Source organism: Kocuria atrinae, assembly GCF_039531425.1.
Lineage (GTDB): Bacteria > Actinomycetota > Actinomycetes > Actinomycetales > Micrococcaceae > Kocuria > Kocuria atrinae.
In genome coordinates, this window is sequence record NZ_BAAAQA010000018.1 from 63,238 (window position 1) to 83,632 (window position 20,395).

General features: G+C 62.9%; 20 protein-coding genes and 1 riboswitch. Of the genes, 1 reads left to right on the top strand and 19 read right to left on the bottom strand.

From position 1 onward, the window contains the following. Positions 1 to 39 precede the first annotated feature (39 nt). The 4 genes from infB to ABD283_RS09615 all read right to left on the bottom strand — a co-directional run bounded on the left by infB (position 40) and on the right by ABD283_RS09615 (position 5,141). The gene (gene infB / locus ABD283_RS09600; RefSeq protein ID WP_344224772.1) at positions 40 to 2,946 is read right to left on the bottom strand and encodes a translation initiation factor IF-2; all 2,907 of its coding nucleotides are present in this window, start codon (positions 2,944 to 2,946) and stop codon (positions 40 to 42) included. A 124-nt stretch (positions 2,947 to 3,070) separates the two neighbouring features. Further along, a complete protein-coding gene (locus tag ABD283_RS09605; protein WP_344224773.1) occupies positions 3,071 to 3,403 on the bottom strand; it encodes a YlxR family protein in 333 nt (110 codons plus the stop codon). A 133-nt stretch (positions 3,404 to 3,536) separates the two neighbouring features. After that, positions 3,537 to 4,514: a transcription termination factor NusA gene (gene nusA, locus ABD283_RS09610; protein ID WP_344224774.1), complete on the bottom strand. Its 978-nt coding sequence runs from the start codon at positions 4,512 to 4,514 to the stop codon at positions 3,537 to 3,539. Between the two features lie 135 nt (positions 4,515 to 4,649). Continuing rightward, positions 4,650 to 5,141 (bottom strand): ribosome maturation factor RimP, encoded by a 492-nt coding sequence (locus tag ABD283_RS09615; protein WP_344224776.1) that lies wholly within the window; start codon positions 5,139 to 5,141, stop codon positions 4,650 to 4,652. Between the two features lie 63 nt (positions 5,142 to 5,204). On the opposite strand from ABD283_RS09615, the gene ABD283_RS09620 reads away from it, so the two are divergent. Beyond that, complete coding sequence (locus ABD283_RS09620) at positions 5,205 to 6,185, top strand: hypothetical protein (protein WP_344224778.1); 981 nt, start codon at positions 5,205 to 5,207, stop codon at positions 6,183 to 6,185. Here ABD283_RS09620 and ABD283_RS09625 read toward each other — a convergent pair. The 15 genes from ABD283_RS09625 to ABD283_RS09695 all read right to left on the bottom strand — a co-directional run bounded on the left by ABD283_RS09625 (position 6,169) and on the right by ABD283_RS09695 (position 20,382). Next, positions 6,169 to 6,978: a TSUP family transporter gene (locus tag ABD283_RS09625; protein WP_344224779.1), complete on the bottom strand. Its 810-nt coding sequence runs from the start codon at positions 6,976 to 6,978 to the stop codon at positions 6,169 to 6,171. The two genes, ABD283_RS09620 and ABD283_RS09625, sit on opposite strands and share 17 nt — an antisense overlap. Before the next feature lie 30 nt (positions 6,979 to 7,008). Further along, on the bottom strand, positions 7,009 to 8,838 hold the full coding sequence (locus ABD283_RS09630) for a proline--tRNA ligase (protein WP_344224780.1): 1,830 nt from the start codon (positions 8,836 to 8,838) through the stop codon (positions 7,009 to 7,011). Positions 8,839 to 8,936: 98 nt separating this feature from the next. Next, positions 8,937 to 9,683, bottom strand: coding sequence for a hypothetical protein (locus ABD283_RS09635; protein ID WP_344224781.1), 747 nt, complete (start codon positions 9,681 to 9,683; stop codon positions 8,937 to 8,939). 85 nt (positions 9,684 to 9,768) lie between these two features. Continuing rightward, complete coding sequence (locus ABD283_RS09640) at positions 9,769 to 9,978, bottom strand: hypothetical protein (RefSeq protein WP_344224782.1); 210 nt, start codon at positions 9,976 to 9,978, stop codon at positions 9,769 to 9,771. A gap of 15 nt (positions 9,979 to 9,993) precedes the next feature. Continuing rightward, a complete protein-coding gene (locus tag ABD283_RS09645) occupies positions 9,994 to 10,305 on the bottom strand; it encodes a hypothetical protein (RefSeq protein WP_344224783.1) in 312 nt (103 codons plus the stop codon). A 375-nt stretch (positions 10,306 to 10,680) separates the two neighbouring features. Further along, positions 10,681 to 11,529, bottom strand: a complete 849-nt coding sequence (locus tag ABD283_RS09650; RefSeq protein WP_344224784.1) for a GNAT family N-acetyltransferase — start codon at positions 11,527 to 11,529, stop codon at positions 10,681 to 10,683. Between the two features lie 11 nt (positions 11,530 to 11,540). Then, positions 11,541 to 12,707 (bottom strand): flavodoxin-dependent (E)-4-hydroxy-3-methylbut-2-enyl-diphosphate synthase, encoded by a 1,167-nt coding sequence (ispG, locus tag ABD283_RS09655; RefSeq protein ID WP_344224785.1) that lies wholly within the window; start codon positions 12,705 to 12,707, stop codon positions 11,541 to 11,543. Positions 12,708 to 12,888: 181 nt separating this feature from the next. Next, positions 12,889 to 13,545: a methionine ABC transporter permease gene (locus ABD283_RS09660; protein WP_344224786.1), complete on the bottom strand. Its 657-nt coding sequence runs from the start codon at positions 13,543 to 13,545 to the stop codon at positions 12,889 to 12,891. Further along, on the bottom strand, positions 13,545 to 14,597 hold the full coding sequence (locus tag ABD283_RS09665) for a methionine ABC transporter ATP-binding protein (protein ID WP_344224788.1): 1,053 nt from the start codon (positions 14,595 to 14,597) through the stop codon (positions 13,545 to 13,547). The genes ABD283_RS09660 and ABD283_RS09665 overlap by 1 nt, the downstream gene beginning before the upstream one ends. Beyond that, entirely contained in the window at positions 14,594 to 15,481 is an 888-nt protein-coding gene (locus ABD283_RS09670) for a MetQ/NlpA family ABC transporter substrate-binding protein (protein WP_344224790.1), read from the bottom strand. Before ABD283_RS09670 ends, ABD283_RS09665 begins: the two co-directional genes overlap by 4 nt. Positions 15,482 to 15,583: 102 nt before the next feature. Continuing rightward, a riboswitch (SAM riboswitch) is annotated at positions 15,584 to 15,698 on the bottom strand. A 32-nt stretch (positions 15,699 to 15,730) separates the two neighbouring features. Then, complete coding sequence (gene dxr, locus ABD283_RS09675; RefSeq protein WP_344224866.1) at positions 15,731 to 17,014, bottom strand: 1-deoxy-D-xylulose-5-phosphate reductoisomerase; 1,284 nt, start codon at positions 17,012 to 17,014, stop codon at positions 15,731 to 15,733. A 111-nt stretch (positions 17,015 to 17,125) separates the two neighbouring features. Next, entirely contained in the window at positions 17,126 to 17,395 is a 270-nt protein-coding gene (locus tag ABD283_RS09680) for a GlsB/YeaQ/YmgE family stress response membrane protein (RefSeq protein ID WP_016996517.1), read from the bottom strand. Positions 17,396 to 17,511: 116 nt separating this feature from the next. Then, complete coding sequence (locus ABD283_RS09685; RefSeq protein ID WP_344224791.1) at positions 17,512 to 19,155, bottom strand: solute symporter family protein; 1,644 nt, start codon at positions 19,153 to 19,155, stop codon at positions 17,512 to 17,514. A gap of 3 nt (positions 19,156 to 19,158) precedes the next feature. Further along, the gene (locus tag ABD283_RS09690; protein WP_344224792.1) at positions 19,159 to 19,521 is read right to left on the bottom strand and encodes a DUF485 domain-containing protein; all 363 of its coding nucleotides are present in this window, start codon (positions 19,519 to 19,521) and stop codon (positions 19,159 to 19,161) included. 150 nt (positions 19,522 to 19,671) lie between these two features. Further along, positions 19,672 to 20,382, bottom strand: a complete 711-nt coding sequence (locus ABD283_RS09695) for a DivIVA domain-containing protein (protein WP_344224793.1) — start codon at positions 20,380 to 20,382, stop codon at positions 19,672 to 19,674. Between the last annotated feature and the right edge of the window lie 13 nt (positions 20,383 to 20,395).

Consider the following 20,395-nt stretch of genomic DNA (forward strand, 5'->3'; position numbering starts at 1 on the left):
CCGGGTAGCCGGGATGCCCGCCGCTGAGCGAGATGGGTCTCAGGCGCGAGGTTTCTCGCGCATCTCCCACGTCTCGATCATGTCGCCCTCTTGGATGTCGTTGAAGGAACCGAGGCCGATACCGCACTCGTAACCCTCGCGCACTTCCGTGGCGTCATCCTTGAAGCGACGCAGCGAATCGATGGTGAGGCTGTCCTTCACCACGTTGCCGTCGCGCACCAGACGTGCCTTGGCGTTGCGCTTGACCACACCCTTGGTGATGTAAGCACCAGCGATGTTGCCCCACTTGGAGGACCGGAAGACCTCGCGGATCTCGGCGGTACCGAGCTCCACTTCCTCGTACTCCGGCTTGAGCATGCCCTTCAAGGCACTCTCGACATCGTCGATGGCGTTGTAGATCACCGAGTAGAACTTCATGTCCACGCCCTCGCGGTCCGCGAGTTCGGTGACACGCTCGGCCGGTCGCACGTTGAAGCCGATGATGACCGCGTTGTCCACGGTGGCCAGGTTCACGTCATTCTGCGTAATGGCACCCACACCGCGGTGGATGACGCGCAGCTGGACTTCGTCCCCGCCCACATCGATCTTGAGCAACGAATCTTCCAGGGCCTCAACGGCACCGGAGACGTCACCCTTGATGATGAGGTTGAGAGTGTCCATCTTGCCCTCGGCCACGGCCTCGTCGAAGGACTCGAGCGTGATGCGCTTGCGGCGCTTGGCCAGCTGAGCGTTACGGTCAGCGGCCTGACGCTTCTCGGAGATCTGGCGAGCCGTGCGCTCTTCCTGGGTAGCCAGGAACGTATCACCGGCGCGGGGCACTGCGGACAGACCCAACACCTGGACCGGACGGGACGGGGTGGCAGTTTCGACTGCCTGACCGTTCTCGTCGAACATGGCACGCACGCGACCGTGGGCCGCACCCGCGACAATGGCGTCGCCGACCTTCAGCGTGCCGGACTGGACCAGCACGGTGCACACTGCACCGCGGCCCTTGTCGAGGTTCGCTTCAATGGCCACACCGCGGGCTTCCTTATCAGGATTGGCCTGCAGTTCAAGGGCGCCGTCTGCGGTCAGGACAACCGCGTCGAGCAAGTCCTCGATGTTCTGGCCGGCACGAGCGGAGACATCCACGAACATGGTGTCGCCACCGTACTCTTCGGGGATCAGACCGTACTCGGTGAGCTGACCGCGGATCTTCTCCGGGTTGGCCTCGGGCTTGTCGATCTTGTTCACTGCGACCACGATCGGCACACCTGCCGCCTGGGCGTGGTTCAACGCCTCGACGGTCTGGGGCATCACGCCATCGTCAGCGGCGACCACCAGAACGGCGATGTCCGTGACCTTGGCACCGCGGGCACGCATGGCGGTGAACGCCTCGTGACCCGGGGTGTCGATGAACGTGATCAGACGCTCTTCGCCGTCCACTTCCGTGGAGATCTGGTACGCACCGATGTGCTGGGTAATGCCGCCGGCCTCACCCTCGATCACCGTGGTGTTACGGATGGCGTCCAGCAGGCGGGTCTTACCGTGGTCAACGTGACCCATGACCGTGACAACCGGAGGACGGGATTCGAGAACTTCGTCGCCCTCGGCCTCGGCCTCTGCCTCGAGGTCGATATCGAAGGATTCGAGCAGCTCGCGCTCCTCGTCCTCAGGCGAAACGACCTGGATCTTGAAGCCCAGCTCCGCGCCCAGCAGCTCGAACGTCTCTTCGTCCAGCGACTGGGTCTGCGTGGCCATCTCACCCAGGTGGATGAGAACGGTCACCAGCGATGCCGGGTTGGCGTTGATCTTCTCGGCGAAGTCCATGAGCGACGCACCGCGGCGCAAGCGGACCACCGTGTTGCCGTCACCGTGCGGAACGGAGACGCCACCCACGGCGGGTGCTGACATCTGCTCAAGCTCTTGGCGCTTCGCGCGCTTCGACTTGCGCTGACGCCCGCGGCCACCGCCGCCACGACCGAAGGCACCCTGGGTGCCGCCACGGCCACCACGGCCGCGGAAACCGCCGCCACCACCGGGACCGCCACCGCCGCGGCGGGGTCCACCGCCGCCGGCATTACCGGGGCGACTTCCGATGGGAGCCACACCCGTGGTGTGACCCGGCATCATGTTGGGCGAAGGGCGGGGGCCACCCGGACGGGGAGCACCCTGTCCTTGTCCCTGGCCCTGACGGGCACCACCCGGACGCGGCGCGCCCGAACGGGGTCCGCCCTGGCCGCCCTGACCGCCGTGCGCGGGACGGGGGCCGCCCGGACGAGGACCTGCGGGGCGCGGTCCGCCGGGGCGGGGGCCGCCCTGACCGGAACCGCTGGTGCGCATACCCTGCTGAGGCGCGAACGGGTTGTTACCGGGGCGAGGGGCGCCCGGTTTACCGGAACGCTGCTGACCCGGACGAGCACCGCTCGGCTTGGGGGCGTTGGAGTCCGAACCGCGACCCATGCCCTGGCTGGATGCGTACGGGTTGTTACCCGGACGGGCACCGCCCGGCTTGGGGGCCGAGGACTTGGGCGACTGCGGCTTGGATTCGGGTGCCTTGGGAGCCTGTGCCTTGGGAGCTTCGGCCTTGGGCGCCGGAGCCGGCGTGGACTGTGCCTTGGGAGTGGCAGCCGGAGCCGCCTCTTCCTTGGCCTGAGCGGGCTTCGGAGCAGCCTGACCCGGCTTGGGGCCGGGAGCTGCCGCGGGGCGCTCAGCGGCGGGCTTGGTCTCAGCCTTGGGCTGGGACTGCTGCGTCGGCTTGGCACTCTGAGTCTTCTTGGGAGCCTTCTCCGCTGCTGCATCGCCGGAACCGGCGGGGAACGCAGAGCGAAGTTTCTTGGCTACGGGGGGCTCCACCGTGGACGATGCGCCACGAACGAATTCCCCTAATTCTTGAAGCTTGGAAATCGCTTCTTTAGACGTGATACCGAGCTCTTTAGCGAGCTCGTGGACACGGGGCTTGGCCACTTTTCTCCTGTCTCGGTCCGCGCCGAAACAGGCACGAACCATTATCTTCCGTTGATGCGGCCTTGGGGTGCGTCAATGATCGACACGACACCCTGCTGGCCGTGGGCGGAGTACGAAAAAGTACTCATCGCTTGGCACTCATCGGTTTTCCATGGTCTTCTGACTCGCTTTCCTTCTGTCCGTTCCACCGTGTGGACAGTAAAACGTTGAGGTGGTGACCGAGGTTCTCGGCACTGACGGCGGTGCGGAACGCACGGTTGAACGCGCGGCGCCGCACAGCTGTACTGACGCATTCCTGAGTGGGATGCACCCAGGCACCTCGACCTCCGATGCGGCGGGACACGTCGAACACAGCTTCCAAGCCGTGCTCTGTCCGTTCCACCACTACGCGGACGAGTTGGTCAGGGGACACAATTTTTTTGCATCCCACACAGGTTCGAAGGCTGTTTTGGCTCACCTTCGCTCCTGTACTTGTTCACTCGAGTACTCGGCATTCGCCATGGGCGAGGCCGGTGAGTACTCAGACTTCACGAACTGACCGTAGACCAGTCTAACGCGCCGGGGTTGATTCCCTCGAATTGGGGGTTTTCTCAGTGATTCGCCACTCGGGACTCGGGCACGATATCGATGCGCCAGCCGGTCAGCCGTGCAGCCAATCGAGCGTTCTGCCCTTCCTTACCGATGGCCAGGGACAGTTGGCTGTCGGGGACGACGGCCCGGGCGGAACGGGTGCGCTCGTCCACGACTTCCACGCGGCTGGTCTTGGCCGGGGAAAGTGCGTTGGCAATGAACACGTCGGGTTCTTCGGTGAAGTCGATGATGTCGATCTTCTCCTCCCCCAGTTCGTTCATGACAGCGCGCACACGTGAACCCATTTCGCCGATGCACGCGCCCTTGGCATTGGCTCCCGGTCGGGTGGCCACTACCGCCATTTTGGTACGGTGACCTGCCTCGCGGGCCAGGGCGACGATCTCCACGGAGCCGTCCGCGATTTCGGGAACTTCCATCTCGAACAGGCGACGTACAAGATCCGGGTGAGAACGGGACAGGGTGATGGACGGGCCCTTCATGCCGCGTTTGGCTTCCACTACGAAAGCGCGAATGCGGGCACCGTGCTTGTAGACCTCACCGGGTGCCTGCTCGTGCGGGGGCAGGACGGCCTCCACAGTGCCAAGGTTCACCTGGATCATGTTGGGGTTCTTGCCCTGCTGGATCTGCCCGGACACCAGTTCACCCTCGCGGCCCTTGAAATGGCCCAGCACGTTGTCGTCCTCGACGTCACGCAGCTTCTGCAGGATGACCTGACGCGCGGTGGCCGCCGCAATACGGCCGAAGCCGGCGGGGGTGTCGTCGAACTCGCCGATCTTGTTGCCGTCCTCGTCGACCTCGTCCGCCCAGATGGTCACGTGGCCGGTGCGACGCTCAACCTCGGCGCGCGCGCCACTCACGGCACCCGGGGACTTCTGGTAGGCCAGTAACAGCGCCTGTTCGATCGTGGGGATCAGCACGTCCACCGGAATGTCCCGTTCGCGTTCAAGCAGACGCAGGGTACTCATATCAATGTCCATGTGACCGGCCTTCCTTCGTGCCCATTCGGGACCCGTCCGGGAACCAAACAGCGCGCCACACATGGGAGGTGTGGAGCGCTGCGCGTGGGTATTGGCTAATTGTTCTTCGGGCTATGGTACATCCCCCGCGCGCGTTTAGATTTCGACCTCAACTCGCGCGCCTCGCACGTTCTGGTAGTCCAGTCGCTCGGGCTCGAGGTACTTGATGGGCATGCCCTTCTTGGGCTGATGCCAGCGCTGCAGCACGGCATGATCGTCGTGGGCTTCCAACAAGCGGGCTGTGAAGCGTTCACCCTCGGTGGGGCGTACGCGAACCAAATGCCCCACGTTGCGTTTCCAGTGCCGCGGTGTTTCCAACTCGCGAGTCGCGCCGGGCGTGGAGACTTCCAATTCATAGGGCGGGCCCGGTACGGGATCGTGCTCATCGAGGGCCGCGGAGATGTTCCGGGAGACTTCGGCCAAGCGGTCCAGGTTCAGCGCTTCCGTGCCGTCCGGCAGATCCAGCACGACCCGCAGGGTTCGCTGGGCGCCCTTGGCCTCGAGTTCCAGATCCTCCAAGTACAGTCCTGCGGTGCTGACCACCGGTTCCACGGTGTTGCGGATAGCTGTGATGTCTGCCGAGCTCATGCGTACTCCTTCGTGTCGGTTCCTGTCTCTATCATGGAACAACACCGGAGCAAGGGAGGAATCGTGGCCGCAGCACGCACCGCTCGCGCCTGGCCGTGGGTGATTGCGTTATTGGCCATCGCACTCGTGGCGGTCCTGGCCATCGGCTCGTGGGCCACGTGGCGTCCGTTATCCGAGTACGACGCCGCTCGGCTCACCGCCCGCGACATCGTGACTTCCGTGGGCGAATCGCCCCGCATCGAGGTACCGCTTGAGAGCGTGGATCGTCAGCTCTCCGCACTGGGACCCGCAGCAAGTCCCGCACAGCGCGACCGCTTGGACGAGTTTTCGGATCAGGCTCCTGAATCAGGCACCGATCAAGGCTCTTCTGCGAGGGGCGGCCAGGATGAGGTTCCCGGAGATATAGAGCTGCGGGCCGCCGCAACACGCATGTTCGACCTGGCCCAGGACCAGGACGATCCGCAACTAGCCACCACAATGGCCGCGATTGCGGCATCGTGGTCCGCAGAATCAACTCGTGAGGATCCCGCCACGCAACCGATCATGCGAACCGGTGAGGACGAAGCCGCGGCCAGGGACGCCAGATCCGAGCCCGCGGAGACAGGGACAGCCGCAGACGAGCGTTGCACGCCTGAATTGACCGCAGTGGCCACGCAGTTGGACCGCTCCCTGTTCACTGCTCGGTCCGCCGATGCACGCAATACCGACTCCGGAGAACTGGAGAAGACCCTGGACGAGTGGCAACAGAATCTGCAGCGGATCCAAGAAGATACAGCGGTAGCTGGGCTGTACGAGTGCGAACCCCGCCCCGCGCGGGGTGGTTATCAACTCCCCAGCGTCATAGCCGAAGACCCCGCAGCCGCCACCGCTGCAACGGCCCAGGAACTTTCCGAATATGCCGCGGGAGCTTCCGGCACCGTGGCCCCCGAGGAGCGAGCCTGGTTGCTGGACGTTTTGGAATCCTCGTCTCGGGCTCAGGCCCTGCTGCAGCCATCCGACCCCGTGCCCGCGCTGGCGGGTGAACCGCTCATGAGCGACCGTTGAGGATGTCCCATCCCAGCTTCACAATGAGCACGGTGACCACCACGAAGAAGATCAGCCGGATGAACGAGCTGCCCTTGGCCACCGCCGTCCGAGCCCCGATGTAGCCACCCAGCATGTTGCTGATCCCCAGCACCAGTCCGAGCCCCCACAAAACGGAGCCGTTGGCCGTGAAGACAATGAGGGCCCCAATGTTGGTGGCCAGATTGTTGATCTTGGCTTTGGCGCTCGCAGCCAAGAAGCTGTAGCCGAGCACCGAGACCAATCCGATCACCAGGAAGGACCCTGTCCCGGGGCCCATCACGCCGTCGTAGAATCCGATGCCGCCGCCCAACAGCACGGCCAAGCCGTAGTGGCGCGCGCCGGTGTGGCGCAGGGCCGTGAGTTGGCCCATGGTCGGGTGAGCGATGGTGAAGATCAACACGCCGATCAGTGCTGCCACGATGATCGGCCGGAAGACCTCGGAGGGCAACAGCAAGGCGACGGCAGCTCCCCCACCGGAGGCCACCAGGGCGACCACCGCCATGGGTAGGGCGGTGCGTAAGTCCGGATGCACCCGTCGGTAGTACGTCACGGCTGAGGTGGCTGTGCCGAAGACCGACCCCATCTTGTTGGTCGCGAGCGCCTGGACCGGTGAAATGCCCGGAATCATCAGGGCCACGGGTAGCTGGAGCAAACCACCGCCGCCCACGACCGCGTCAATGAATCCGGCGGCAAGTCCGGTGAGGACCAAGAGCAGCAGAAGGCTCGGGGTTGCAGATTCCAACCCCGAGCCTTCCAAGAACCATGCATCCACAGCGGATACTGGTGGTCACCGCGTGAGCGGTTACCGACCCTCGGCCGATTCCGGCTGAACGGCCTTCGACATTTCTGACTGAAGCTCCTCGACCACTTGATCCCGCGCTATATCACGGCTGTCCCCGCTGCGACGATCGCGCACCTCAAGCACCCCGTCCTTGAGTCCACGCCCGACCACCAGTGTCGTGGGAACACCCAGCAGTTCAGCGTCGCCGAACTTCACACCCGGAGATGTCTTGGGGCGGTCATCGAAAATCACGCTCAGGCCTGCGTCCTCGATTTCCTTCACGATCGCCTCGGCCGCCTCGAGCACTTCGGTGCCCTTGCCGGTGGCCACCACGTGAACGTCGGCCGGAGCCAGGTTGCGGGGCCACAACAGGCCCTTGTCGTCGTGGTAGTGCTCAGCAACGGCTGCCAGCGCACGAGTGACACCGATCCCGTAGGAACCCATGGTCACGGTCACGAGCTTGCCGTTCTGGTCCAGCACCTTGAGGCCGAGGGCCTCGGCGTATTTGCGGCCGAGCTGGAACACGTGCCCCATTTCGACGCCGCGGGCGATCTCCAGGTTCCCGGAACCGTCTGGCGCCTCGTCACCGGCACGCACGCTGCATGCCTCCAGCGTGCCGTCCCAAGTGAAGTCCCGTTCAGCCACCAGGCCGTACACGTGCATCTCGCTCACGTTGGCACCCGTGATCCAGCGGGTACCGGGAACAACGCGGGGATCAACGAAGTACGGGATTTCGGACTGGGATTTTGCCCCCAACAGTGCATCCTCACGAGTCATGCCCGGGCCCAGGTAACCCTTGACAATCTCGGGCCGGGCCCGCAGCTGCTCATCGCTGGCGGGTTCCACATCAAGTTCGCCACCCACACCCAATGCCTGACCGATGCCGGCCTCAACGCGCTTGATGTCGATGTCCCGATCGCCGGGGATCCCCACGGCCACCAGCTGCTTCTTGCCGTCCGGCAGAGTCACGGACAGCACCACGTTCTTGAGCGTGTCCGCGGCGGTCCACTCCCCCGACTCGCGCGGGTGGAGTTCGTTGGAACGCTCCACCAAGGTTTCGATGGTGGGGCTGTTGGGGGTCCTGTTGACCTGAGCCGCAGGAGCGTCGTCGTAAGCAATGGCCTGAGGCGGCACCGTGGTGACCGCCTCGACGTTGGCGGCATAACCGCCGGGCGAACGGACGAAAGTATCCTCGCCAATGGGCGTGGGGTGCATGAACTCTTCCGACTGCGAACCGCCCATGGCGCCCGACTGCGCGGAGACCGCCACCACGGGCAGGCCGAGACGCTCGAAGATCCGGACATACGCCGCGCGGTGTTTCGCGTAGGACTCGTCCAAGCCAGCGTCGTCAACGTCAAAGGAGTACGAGTCCTTCATAATGAACTCGCGGCCACGCAGCAGACCCGCGCGAGGACGGGCCTCGTCGCGGTACTTGGTCTGGATCTGATAGAGCATGGCGGGCAGATCCTTGTAGGACGAGTACATGTCCTTCACGACCAACGTGAACATTTCCTCGTGCGTGGGGGCCAGCAAGTAGTCCGCACCCTTGCGGTCCTTCAGCCGGAACAGATTCTCGCCGTACTCGGTCCAACGATTGGTGGTCTCGTAGGGCTCGCGCGGCAACAGCGCCGGGAAATGAACTTCCTGCGCCCCGATCGCGTCCATCTCCTCACGGACCACGGACTCGACCTTGCGCAGCACATTCAGCCCGAGCGGCAACCACGTGTAAATACCCGGGGCGGCGCGGCGGATGTAACCGGCGCGCACGAGCAGACGGTGGCTGGCCACGTCTGCATCAACGGGGTCCTCACGCAGAGTGCGGAGGAACAGGGAACTCAGACGAAGCGGCACGTAGAGTCCTAACCGCCCGTAAACGGGCCTATAAAAATGGCTGGTATCTGGTGGGATTCTATCCCCCAGATACCAGCCTTTCAGACCAAAATGGATGCTTACTGTTCAGAAATCTTGTTGACGGATTCTTGCAGGATCGCCTCGATGTCCGGCGTGTCAGCGGACGAGCTCTCAGAACCGCCCGCGGAGTTCTGCTCGCTCACGACCACAAAGGTGTTTCCCACCACGGCCGAAGCCTGGGCCATCTTGTTGGATTGCCCTCCCATGTCCATCGTCATGTCCATGAAGGCGCCTTCCGAACCATTGTCGATGTCCAGGTCTCGAGGTTCGATGCTGGCCTCGATCTTGCTTCCCATGAGTTCCATGGTGAAATCGCGGCAGTCCTCGTTCTGCTGATTTGCGGTCTGAGCGTGCTCAGTGGCTTGATCGCCTGACCCCATGGGCATGGCCGTCACCGCGTACTCCCCACCGGAAGGGGTGGCCACCACGAGGTTCTCCACGTGGCCGGAGGACGTGTCCAGCGCATCCTTGACCAAATCCTTGCACTGGGCGGGTTCGATGCTCGCCTCGTCAAGGACCTGCTCCAGCTCTTCCACCTGCGAGCCGGCGTCGTTTTTGTCCATGGTCTCGGCGGACAGGGTCTCCCCCTCCACTTCCACGCTGTTGAGAGCGCTGACGACTTGGTCCTGGGAGTAGCTGGCCTCGGGGCCCGGTTCGTCTCCACCTCCTGAAGAGCACGCCGTGAGCGCCAAAGCGGCAACGGCCACGGCGGTTACAGAACGAGCAACTCGGCTCCTTGTGGAGGTCGCGCGGGAGAAGGACATGGGGGTAATGGTGGAGCCCATCAAAAATCACCTAATTTTCGCTGGATGTACCTGTTGTCTTCAGCGGCTGACATTGCCACGCACCAAATGTAACCCGACTCACACGTTAGGACGCGCGGTCCCTGAGATTATGAAGTTCCTGATTGGCCACACTCGTGGCCTCGCGTTCGAGCTCATCCGCAAGCATGCGCGATGTGTCCGCGTTACCCGTGATCAGGAAGTCAGAATCGAAGTGGGACACGGTCACCACTGCGTTACCCACGCTGGCCTGCACCAGAACCGTTTTGAGCGGTGCCCCGAGAACCGAGCCGCTCACCAGGGAGGCCGAGCTCTACATCGCGTCCACGTCCGCGTTGAGCGGTGCAACTTGGGTACGAACACTCACACCGGATACCGACATGGTCATGTCCTGACACCGCCCGTGAAGCTCGATATTTTCGGCCACCTGGCCACGCGCGTGCTCAGGGGATTCGGCCAACTCCACGGTCATCGCGGTGAGGTTGTCTCGGCTCAAAGCCTTGTAGGAATCCGCCGACGTCGCGGGCACCGCCAGATAGGACACGGCCGCATCGCGCACGGGTTCGCAAATCTTGGGATCGACGTTCGTGCCGAGCCCCAATTCGCTCAACGCTCGGTCGCGCATGGTGCCCGCCGCCCCTCCCGCGGATGCCCCGGGCCCATCGGTTGAAGGCTGACCGCTAGGAGACGGCTGCGACTCTGAAGCGTACAAGGAAAGCGGGTTGTCCTCTGACACCAGTACCCCGTCCAACGACTCGCGCACATCCTGGGGCTGGACCACCACATCCGATTCGGCGGCCTGTTGGCTCTCTTGCGGGGTGCACCCATCAAAGCGAACAGCCCCAGCCCCGCGCACAATAGACCGCCCTTGGCCACTATGCGCGTTGCCGCACCTTCGGTGTACTTCATGGCAGTCAATCCCCTCCCCAGGCATTGGCATTAATGGCACTGAGGAGTCGTCGCCTCGACGGAACCTCAAAAGCCACGTGGAGCACCATGACTACAACAAGACCGTGGCGAAGGTCCCCGTCTGTTCGAAGCCGACACGTCGATATGTGGCCAGGGCCGGAGCGTTGTAGGAGTTCACGTACAGACTGACTACGGGAACATACTTCCTAGCCATAGCCACCACAGCCGCCATACAGGGGGCCGCCAACCCTTGGCCTCTGAAGGCAGGGTTCACCCAGACACCCTGGATCTGACAGACCCCTGAGCTGATGGAACCGATGTCCGCCTTAAAGAGGACTCGGCCATCCGTGTCGTCCGTTAGCACAGCCGTTCTTTTGTCCCGAACCAGCTGCTCGACACGTTTACTGTAGCTCTGCGCACCGTCCACGAAGGGTGAATAACCCACTTCTTCCTCAAACATGGCCGCGGCAGCCGGAAGCACTCGGGAGAATTCCGAGACCTCGGCCCATCGAACGCGTTGTGACACCGCTGTGAATTGTTCAGGTGCGGGATTCTCGTCCATAGCCAGTAGAGGCTGCTCCGGACGCACGTCGAAGGGCAATGGCCAAGAACCCTTGAGCCGGTCCCACAGTCCCAGCACGGGTTCGGCCGGACCGAATAATGACGCGTATCGCGGGCCTCCCCTTGCCAGGTAGTCCGCCACCAGGTCCTGCCCCGTCTCATCCAACGCGATAGGGACCACGTTGGTTCCCACCCAGCACGCCCCCACGAGCTCCTGGGCAGGGTTCATGATGCCCACAACGGGCGGAGGGCGGCGGCGTCGAGCAGCTAGCACCGAATCCACGTGCGAGCCCACAAAAACCGAAGACACCGCGTGACGCGCCAAAAGCTGATTCAGCTGCTCCTGGGGAACCGCCCCGGGAACCAGCAGATGCGTCACCCGGTATCGGATCATCCGGCCGTCACGACCGGGGCGCCCTCAACGGGCTGGCCGTTCTCGTCGAGTTCCATGTCCTCGGCCATGAGATTCGCCTGCTCGAGCAGGGTCTCCACGATCTGGTCCTCGGGGACAGTCTTGATGACCTCGCCCTTAACGAAGATCTGGCCCTTACCGTTGCCAGACGCCACACCCAGATCCGCTTCACGAGCTTCGCCGGGGCCATTCACCACGCAGCCCATGACGGCCACGCGCAACGGTACGGTCAAGTGCTCAAGGCCCTTGGTGACGTCGTCGGCGAGTTTGTAGACATCCACCTGGGCGCGGCCGCAGGACGGGCACGAAACGATCTCCAGCTTGCGCGGGCGCAGGCCCAGTGACTGCAGGATCTGGTTGCCCACCTTGACCTCTTCAACCGGGGGCGCGGACAGCGAGACGCGAATAGTGTCTCCGATGCCCTGTCCCAGCAGAATGCCAAAGGCTGTCGCGGACTTCACGGTGCCCTGTAGTGCAGGCCCGGCTTCGGTCACGCCCAGGTGCAACGGCCAGTCGCCGCGCTCGGCGAGCAACTGGTAGGCGCGCACCATGGTGACGGGGTCGTTGTGCTTGACGGAAATCTTGAAGTCGTGGAAGTCGTGTTCCTCGAACAGGGAAGCCTCCCACACGGCGGATTCCATGAGCGCCTCGGGGGTGGCCTTGCCGTACTTCTCAAGCAGTCGCTTGTCCAGGGAGCCCGCATTCACGCCGATCCGGATGGAGACACCGGCGGCTTCTGCCGCGCGGGAAATGCCCTCGATCTGATCGTCGAACTTCCGAATGTTGCCCGGATTCACACGGACCGCCGCGCAGCCGGCGTCGATGGCTGCGTACACGTACTTGGGCTGGAAGTGAATATCCGCGATCACCGGAATGGGTGATTTCTTGGCGATGATGGGGAGCGCATCAGCATCGTCCTGGGACGGGCAGGCCACTCGCACGATGTCGCAACCGGCGGCATTGAGCTCCGCGATCTGCTGCAACGTGGCGTTGATGTCCGTGGTGGGCGTGGTGGTCATCGACTGCACGCTGACCGGGAAATCCGATCCGACACCCACGGACCCCACCTGGATCTGACGGGTCTTCCGTCGAGGTGAAAGGACCGGCTGGGGTGCAGCGGGCATACCGAGACTGACCGAACTCACGAATTGCCTCCAGAAGCTTGTTGGCCGGGGGCACTCAAGCGCACTCCCCGATTTATTCACCTTCCATTGTGCCACCTTGTCGAGAGCCTGCAGCCGGACGTGAGCAAACAAACGCCCCAACGACGCCGCCCCGGGCCTTCCGTGGGAAGGTCCGGGGCGGGGTTCGTAACGGTTTCCTCCGCTAGCGACGCATGATCTTGCGCGCCAACCAGTTACCGAAGAACTGGACCATCTGCACGAGGATGATGATCACAATCACAGCGGCCCAGGTGACCTCATCGTTGAAGCGCTGGTACCCCAGACGCAACGCGAAGTCGCCCAAACCGCCGGCGCCGATGGCACCGGCCATGGCGGACATGTCCGTGATGCCGATGACCAAGAAGGTGTAACCGAGCACCAACGGACCCAGGGCCTCGGGCAGGATGACCGTGGTAATGATCCTGAACCGAGAGACGCCCATGGAACGGGCCGCTTCAACCACGCCGGGGTCCACGCTCATCAAGTTCTGCTCCACGATGCGTGCCACCGCGAACGTTGCGCCAATGGTCATGGCGAAGATCGCGGCATTGGGACCCAATCGGGTGCCCACAACGGCCTCTGTGGCTTGGCCCAGTGCGGCCAGCAGAATGATGAACGGGATGGGGCGGATGAAGTTCACCAACAGGTTCAGCGCGGTGAAGACCGCGGTGTTCTCCAAGATGTTGCCCCGGCGGGTGACGTAGAGACCTACGCCGACCACCAGGCCGATCAGACCGGCCAACACCAGGGTGACAGCCACCATGTAGAGCGTCTCGCCGGTGGCCGAGAGCAATTGGGGTCCTAGAACTGACCAGTCCATCAGCGGGCCACCTCCTCTACCTTGGTGATTTCACGGAGTCTGACAATGGTGTTCTCCACAGCAGCGTCCGGGCCGTTCAATGACAGCGTGAGGGTGCCGAAGGAACGCGATTGCAGCATGGAAATGCCGCCGAAGGCGATCTCGAACGTCACCCCGTCTCGGGCGCAGTCCGAGAGCACCGAGCCGATGCGGTTCTGGTCCGTGACGTCCACCAGGATCAGGCGACCCGGGTGTTCCTCACGCAGCTTGGCCATCTCGTCCTCGCGGGGCACGGTGCGCATCACTGAAGACACGAACTTCCGGGTGGTTTCGGCCTGCGGGTAGGCAAACACGTCAGAGGTAGTTCCCATCTCCACCACACGACCGGTGTCCATGACAGCCACCCGGTCCGCGATGGAACGCACCACATCCATCTCGTGAGTGATCAGCACGATGGTGATCCCCAGTTCACGGTTCACTCGCTTGAGCAGTCCGAGGACTTCCTGGGTCGTCTCCGGGTCCAATGCCGAGGTCGATTCGTCCGCGAGCAGCAGTTCCGGGTTGGAAGCCAGCGCGCGAGCAATACCCACGCGCTGTTTTTGACCGCCGGACAACTGCTCCGGATAGTTCTTGGCCCGCTCCGTCAGCCCCACAAAATCCAGAAGCTCGGTAACCCGTTGCTTGCGTTCCTCCGGCTTCCAGCCGGCGCGCTTGAGCGGGTATTCGATGTTCCCGGCCACGGTGCGGGAGTTGAACAGGTTGAACTGCTGGAAGATCATGCCGATCTTGCGACGGATCGGTGCCAACTGGGTTTCGGACTTGCCGTCCACCCGGTTGCCCGCGACTTCCAAGGAACCGGAGCTGATGGGCTCCAGGCCGTTGATCAGACGCACGAGCGTGGACTTGCCGGCACCGGAGTACCCGATCACCGCAAAGATCTCGCCCTTGGTGATGTCCAGGGTGACGTTGTCCACGGCGTTGACCACGCGGGGTTCCCGCTTGGATCCGCCCGTGTAGACCTTGCTGACATCCCGGAAGCGCACCAGGGTGCGCTCACTGGATACTTCGGTCACTGGGTCTGTTCCTTCAGGTCTTCCTGGTACCGCTTCAAGAGGTCCTTGAGTTCCTGCTGGTCCACCTCGGTCGGAACGGCCGTGCCCTTGCTCTCCTCGTCCTCCGCCTCCAAGACCTTGGGATCGTAATAGAAGCTTGCAACCTGCTTGAGCGTCTCGTTGTCCGCATTGGCCTCGGTGGCGGCGAACAGGTTGTTGAAGACCCTTGCGCTGTCCGTCTCCGGGTCATCCGTGGCGAGGGCGGAGTTCGGGTCAATGTCCGCGCGGCCCAGGAAGTCGTTGTTCACCACTGAGGCGGCCACGGAATCCATCGACAGAACCGTCTGCTCGGCAGACACGGGGCGAACGGAAACCTTGGACTTCTCGGTGTCGATGTCGCCTTCGGTCGGGGCAATCGTGTCCTTGGTGAACTCGACCAGGCCCTCCTGCTTAAGCAGGTTCAGCGCGCGACCCAAGTTAATCGAGTCGTTTGGAATGGCGACCTCGTCGCCTTCCTTGAGCTGGTCCACGGAGTCGTACTTGCTGGAGTACATTCCCAACGGGTAGATCGCGGTGGATCCCACCGGGGTAATCGTGTCACCGGAGTTGTTGTTGTAGTCAGCCAGGTACGCCGTGTGCTGGAACCAGTTCATGTCCACATCACCGCTCTTGGTCGCGGGGTTCGGCTGGTTGTAGTCGCTGAAATCAACGTACTCCACGGTGATGTCGTTCTCGGCAGCAACTTCCTTGAGGGCGTCATGTGCGGGCTCCGAGCCGACAATGCCGATGGTAATGGTGCCGTCAGCAGCGGGATCGGAGGATTCTGAGTCTCCGCCGCCGCACGCGGTCAGGGTGAGGCCGATGGTGGTGGCCAGCGCAAGGGGGATCAAACGGTGAGATCGCACGATGTGCCTTTCCGAGGTGTGGAATGTTCTGGGCGATTAACAACGAAATGCGGTGCGTCGAGGACACACCGCAGTCGTAGGGCTCGTGCTAGTTGATTCGGGAAACCGCACTTGCCGGGAGCTACGTTAACCGCGGCCGGATGGTCATCTGGGGCACCCCGCTACGGGAGAGGGTTGCCGTCCGGCCAGCCAGAGCTTCGCGCCGGATCTCGTCATCCGGTGCCAATCCTAACACAGGGTAGGCCGTGCTCAGCGTGTCCTAAAACGCTGCGCTATCAGCCGATCCGCGCGATCCCTGGCCCATTCCTCCGCGCCGAGAACATCCTCGAGCCGAGGGGATCTCTCGCCCTCGTGTTCGTCCACAACTGCAGCCACGGTGTCCACGATGTCCGTGAACTTCACCTCACCCCGGTGGAAGGCATACACGGCCTGCTCATTGGCGGCATTGAAGACGGCGGGCCATGTGCCACCCAGGTTTCCGGCGTGCTTCATCAGATCGATCGCGGGGAATGCCTCGGAATCCAGCGGCTCGAAGGTCCACTGCGCGGCTTGTGTCCAATCGCAGGGTGCCGCTGCACCGGTAATTCTGTGCGGCCACCCGATACCCAGGGCGATGGGCAAGCGCATGTCGGGCGGTGAGGCCTGGGCCAGCGTGGAACCGTCCACGAACTGCACCATGGAGTGCACCACGGACTGCGGGTGCACGGTCACGTCGATCCGATCCAGCTCGATGTCGAAGAGCAAGGAGGCTTCCAGAACTTCGAGGGCTTTGTTGACCATGGTTGCCGAGTTCGTCGTCACCATGACCCCCATATCCCATGTGGGGTGCTTGAGGGCCTGCTCGGGAGTCACCGCCTGCAGGTCTTCGCGCTTCATTCCGCGGAACGGACCGCCGGACGCGGTCAGGATCAATCGGTCCACCTCGCTTGTACGCCCTCCCCGCAGCGCCTGAGCCAGTGCGGAGTGCTCGGAATCCACCGGGATCAACGGAGTTTCCAGTCCGGTTGCCCCTGCGGCCTGCTTGACCAGAGGGCCGCCAGCGATCAGGGACTCCTTGTTAGCCAGAGCCACGGGTTTTCCAGCGTGCAGGGCGGCAAGAGTCGGTGCCAATCCGATCGACCCGGTGATGCCGTTGAGCACTACGTCAGAGTCGGACCATTCGGCCACGCGTGTCGAAGCGTCCGGCCCGTGGAAGATTTCCGGGTTGAACCCCGTGAGTCCCTCCCCCACCGCCCGTTGGGAGATGAGCTCTCTCAGCTCCCTCGCGTGCTCGGCGGTGCCGCTGGTTCCGACCGCCGCCACTCGTTCGCGGACAGCCTGCTCGGCCAACAGGGCAAGATTTGACGTTCCCGCGGCCAAGGCCGTGACCGACAGCGGTGGGTGCCCTGCGGCGGCGTCGTCCTCCCCCGGCCGCCTCAACTGTCGCGCGGAGGCGACGACGTCGAGCGCTTGCGTGCCGATGGATCCTGTGGACCCGAGAACGACCACGCGCCGGGAGTGGTCGCGAGTGGCCAGGTCGAATTCGGGGGTCATGGTCAAGGGAGCGTCAGACATGGTTACCAGTATCTCGCGGATCAAACATGGTCAGGGCACAAAACAGGGGCGCCACCCGAAGGTGACGCCCCTGTTCAGTGAAGCCGTGGATCAGCGACGAGCGCCCTTGCGGCCGGTCACTGCACCGTAGATGAAGAGCACGATGAGTGCGCCCACCACAGCGGTGATGATAGTTCCGATATCGAACACGGAGTCCAAGGATCCGATACCGATCAGGCTGCCCAAGAAGCCGCCCAAGATAGCACCGATGATGCCCAGGATGATGGTGACGATGATGCCGCCACCCTGACGGCCGGGCATGATGAGCTTGGCGAGTGCGCCAGCGATCAGGCCCAGGACGATCCAGCTAATGATGCCCATGATTCCTCCAGTTAACTGTTTGCTGTTACACGAAACGGTCGCGTTCGTATGCCTTGGTCAGCGTACTGACTGCCAGCCTACTACCAGGTTACAGCAGAAACTGTCAGAACGCTGAATTAGTGATTGACCGCCTTCTCCGCACCGACACCGGTGAGCGAGCGAACCTCCATCTCGGCCTGCTTCTTGGGATCTTCCAAACGACGCTCGGTGATGGAGCCGAGGAAGCCGAGCAGGAAGGACAGCGGGATGGAGATGATGCCCGGATTGGACAGCGGGTAGATCGCGAAGTCTGCACCCGGAATCATGGAGGTCTCTGCACCGGACATCACCGGCGAGAAGACGATCAGGACAACGGAGCTGATCAGACCGCCGTACATGGAGAACACGGCACCGCGAGTGGTAAAGCGCTTCCAGTACAGCGAGTACAAGATGGTGGGCAAGTTGGCCGAAGCAGCAACGGCGAAGGCCAATGCCACCAGGAACGCGATGTTCTGACCCTGCGCGCCGATACCACCGGCAATCGACACCAGACCGATGATCACCACAGTGGTCTTGGCGACGCGGAGTTCCTGCTTGGGGTCGGAGTTACCGTTCTTGATCACCGATGTGTAGATATCGTGCGCGAAGGACGCGGACGCCGTAATGGCAAGACCCGCCACCACCGCGAGGATAGTGGCAAACGCCACCGCGGCGATCAGACCCATGAGGATGGACCCACCCAGTTCGTACGCCAGCAGCGGTGCCGCCGAATTCACACCACCCGGGGCATTCATGATCCGGTCAGAACCGATCAACGCAGCGGCGCCAAAGCCCAGCACCAGGGTGAACAGGTAGAAGAGGCCGATCAAAGTGATCGCCCAGACGACGGATTTACGAGCTTCCTTGGCCGTGGGAACGGTGTAGAAGCGCATGAGCACGTGCGGCAGGCCGGCAGCGCCCAACACCAGAGCCAGACCCAGCGAAATGAAGTCGATCTTGGTGATCTCACTCAAACCGTATTTGAGCCCCGGATCAAGCATGGCGGGGTTGTTGTTGGTTTCGACAGCCGCGCCCAGAATGGCCGAGAAGTTGAAGCCGAACAGGGCCAGAATCCACACGGTCATCACCGCAACACCGGTGACCAACAGGCAGGCCTTGATGATCTGCACCCAGGTGGTGCCCTTCATTCCGCCCACGAGCACGTAGACGATCATGATGATTCCCACGACGACGATCACGAGGGACTGACCGGCCTTGGAACCAATACCGAGCAACAGGGACACGAGCGCACCCGCACCGGCCATCTGGGCCAGGAGGTAGAAGAAGGTCACGGCCAGAGTGGAGATCGAAGCGGCCACACGCACAGGACGCTGACGCAGGCGGAAGGACAGCACGTCCGCCATGGTGAACTTGCCGGTGTTACGCAGCGGCTCGGCAATGAGAAGCAGGGCGACCAGCCAGGCGACGAAGAAGCCGATGGAGTACAAGAACCCGTCGTAACCCTGCAGTGCGATAGCACCCACAATGCCGAGGAAAGACGCAGCGGACAGATAGTCGCCCGCGATGGCCAGACCATTTTGAGTACCGGAGAACGAGCGACCGCCCGCGTAGTAGTCGGCCGCAGTGGAGGTGGATTTGGACGCACGGATCACCACGACCAATGTCACCACCACGAAGGCCAGGAACACGCTGATGTTGATCCATGGGGTACCAACCGTTTCCGTGTCGGCCTCGGTGGCTGCATGGATCGCGGGAAGAGCCGCGGAAGAGATGTTGATCATGATTTATGCTTCCCCTCGTCCCGCACCGGAGGCCTCGAGGTGCTCGCGCAGAGCAGTGGCCTGGGGATCAAGTTTCCGGTTGGCAAAGGACACGTACGCGGCAGTGATGCCGAAGGTGGTGACGAACTGCAGGAGCCCCAAGAGCAGCCCGAGGTTCACGTTCCCGAAAATGCGCTGGGACATGAACTCGGGTGCGTAAATGGCCAGCACCACGTAGAGCAGGTACCAGACCAGGAACGCAACGGCCATGGGGAAGACGAAAGAGCGGTGAGTTTTGCGCAGTTCCTGGAACTGATCCGAACGTTGCGCATCGGTGAAGTCGTAGGCCGCTGGGTGGGCCGAGTCGACAGGGGGCGTAGACGCCATGAGAGCCTCCTTGTGTGATGAGGACCACATTAGGCGCTTTGTATCCACAAAAACAACAGCTACGCCAAAAAGGACAAAAAACGGGCCTAACTGTGACCTCACATCACTAGTTAGGCCCACTTTGTATACAAACGTGCTGAAGTCTGGGAATCAGCGCAATGCCAGGATGAGCTCCACTACGCGGTCCAGGAAGGCATCCACCTGCTGCTCTTCGTAGCAGCGCTGGCCCTGCGCCTGACGGAACACCGCCTTACGAACCAGCGTGGGATCCAGGGCTTCGTCCGAACGGAAGTGCTCGGTGATCCGATCACACAACACATCCACATCGGCCACGGAGTACCCCAGTTGCTTACGCTGAGACGGCTGACGGAACCGCTCCCCGTGGGGACGGTTCAAACGGCCGAGCAGTGTCTGGCCCAGCAGTTCCAGGTGTTCCTCCCAGCGCTCCGGACCATGTTCGTGAATGAACGCGTCTCGTTCACGGTCTGCCAGTTCGTCCTCGAGCTCATCCAATCGCACATCGACCGGCGCCGGATCGTAACCGCCTTGAACACGGTCGAACACGCGCTCACGCACCTGTCGGCTGCCGACACCCGGTGCGGACCGGGGGTCACCAGCGGTCGTGGCCAGAACGGCGTCGACCCGCTGCAGGAAATCGTCAACTTCGGCGGGATCGTATCCCCACCGCTCCTCGTCCACGCGCGCGAAAACTCGACCCGCGTTCGTGGGGGCCGGTTCGGCATTCTCGTGGTGAGTGGCAGTGGCATTCAGACCTGGCTGGGCCTTGGTGCGGGTGTCGAGCCCCTCGATCGCTTGAGTTGGCTGGTCAGCTGCGGAGGAACCGGAGGTGTTCTCGGTCATTTTCGGTGTGTAC

Excerpts from the sequence above, each read along its gene's own strand:
- ABD283_RS09660 (WP_344224786.1), bottom strand. The coding sequence starts at position 13,545 with ATGGACTGGTCAGTTCTAGGACCCCAATTGCTCTCGGCCACCGGCGAG.
- ABD283_RS09645 (WP_344224783.1), bottom strand. The coding sequence starts at position 10,305 with ATGCGCGACCGAGCGTTGAGCGAATTGGGGCTCGGCACGAACGTCGAT.
- ABD283_RS09615 (WP_344224776.1), bottom strand. The coding sequence starts at position 5,141 with ATGAGCTCGGCAGACATCACAGCTATCCGCAACACCGTGGAACCGGTG.
- dxr (WP_344224866.1), bottom strand. The coding sequence starts at position 17,014 with ATGACCCCCGAATTCGACCTGGCCACTCGCGACCACTCCCGGCGCGTG.
- ABD283_RS09690 (WP_344224792.1), bottom strand. The coding sequence starts at position 19,521 with ATGGCGTCTACGCCCCCTGTCGACTCGGCCCACCCAGCGGCCTACGAC.
- nusA (WP_344224774.1), bottom strand. The coding sequence starts at position 4,514 with ATGGACATTGATATGAGTACCCTGCGTCTGCTTGAACGCGAACGGGAC.
- ABD283_RS09685 (WP_344224791.1), bottom strand. The coding sequence starts at position 19,155 with ATGATCAACATCTCTTCCGCGGCTCTTCCCGCGATCCATGCAGCCACC.
- ABD283_RS09680 (WP_016996517.1), bottom strand. The coding sequence starts at position 17,395 with ATGGGCATCATTAGCTGGATCGTCCTGGGCCTGATCGCTGGCGCACTC.
- ABD283_RS09695 (WP_344224793.1), bottom strand. The coding sequence starts at position 20,382 with ATGACCGAGAACACCTCCGGTTCCTCCGCAGCTGACCAGCCAACTCAA.
- ABD283_RS09635 (WP_344224781.1), bottom strand. The coding sequence starts at position 9,683 with ATGGGCTCCACCATTACCCCCATGTCCTTCTCCCGCGCGACCTCCACA.